The following is a 1,203-nucleotide window of genomic DNA, read 5'->3' as shown; positions in this document are numbered from 1 at the left end:
TGACGTGCTCCCCTGAAAAGTCCGCGGTTTGAAGTTAGCCTGTTCTCCAAACGAGGAGACAGACGATGCGGAAAAGCCGTTTCAGCGAAGAGCAGATCATTGGCATCCTGAAGGAGCACCAGGCCGGGGTAGGCGCCAAGGAGCTCTGCCGGAAGCACGGGATCAGTGATGGCACGTTCTACAAGTGGCGCTCGAAGTATGGCGGCATGGAGGTGTCGGAGGCCAAACGGCTGAAGGCGCTCGAAGCCGAGAACGCGAAGCTGAAGAAGATGCTGGCGGAGCACATGCTCGATGTCGCCACGCTCAAGGAGATGCTGGGAAAAAACTTCTGAAGCCCGGTGCAAGGCGGCGAGCTGTGGACTGGGCCATGAAAGAGAAGAGCTACAACCAGCGACGGGCCTGTGCTCTGGCCGGGATCGATCCGCGTGTGTATCGACGTGGCTCAACCAGACCTGCGGACACCGAGCTGCGAGAGAGGCTGAAGGAGCTATCCAGCGAACGTCGGCGGTTTGGCTACCGACGACTGCACCTCCTACTGGGCCGAGAGGGCTGGCAGGTGAACTGGAAGAAGCTCTACCGGATCTACCGTGAAGAAGGCCTGACAGTGCGCAAGCGTGGCGGTCGCAAGCGCGCGATCGGAACGAGGGCGCCGATGGCGCTCCCGCAGGGGCCGAACCAGCGATGGTCCCTGGACTTCGTGTCAGACAGCCTGTCCGATGGTCGCCGCTTCCGGGTGCTCTGCGTCATCGACGACTTCAGCCGGGAATGCCTGGCCGCGGTCGTGGACACCTCGCTGTCGGGGCAGCGCGTTGGCCGTGAGCTCGACAACATAGCTCGGGTGCGCGGCTATCCATGCATGGTGGTCAGCGACAACGGCACGGAGCTGACCTCGAATGCCATTCTGAAATGGCAGGAGGATCGCAAGGTCGAGTGGCATTACATCGCGCCTGGGAAGCCCATGCAGAACGGCTTCGTCGAGAGCTTCAATGGCCGGCTGCGCGACGAGTGCCTCAATGAGCACCTATTCGCCAACCTGCGCCACGCCCGGGAGCTTATCTCGGCCTGGCGCGACGACTACAACCACCACCGCCCCCACACGAGCCTCGACGGGCTCACCCCGTGGGAGTATCACCAACGGTCAGTAGAGGACCAAACCCTGAACAGAGCGAACTAAAAAACGCGGACACTACGGGGAGCACGTCA

The 1,203-nt window shown here is 61.8% G+C and carries 1 protein-coding gene; it reads left to right on the top strand.

Annotated features, from left to right (window positions below):
• Positions 1-65: 65 nt before the first annotated feature.
• A protein-coding gene (locus CRO50_RS19790; RefSeq protein WP_097147574.1) for an IS3 family transposase occupies positions 66-1,174 on the top strand; the annotation gives its coding sequence in 2 pieces (ribosomal slippage) (positions 66-315 and positions 315-1,174; 1,110 coding nt in all).
• The last annotated feature ends 29 nt before the right edge of the window (positions 1,175-1,203 follow it).

Source organism: Pseudooceanicola antarcticus, from assembly GCF_900215355.1.
Taxonomy (GTDB): domain Bacteria; phylum Pseudomonadota; class Alphaproteobacteria; order Rhodobacterales; family Rhodobacteraceae; genus Pseudooceanicola; species Pseudooceanicola antarcticus.
Note: the sequence above shows the minus strand (reverse complement) of the source record. Positions and strands in the feature narration are given on the sequence as shown.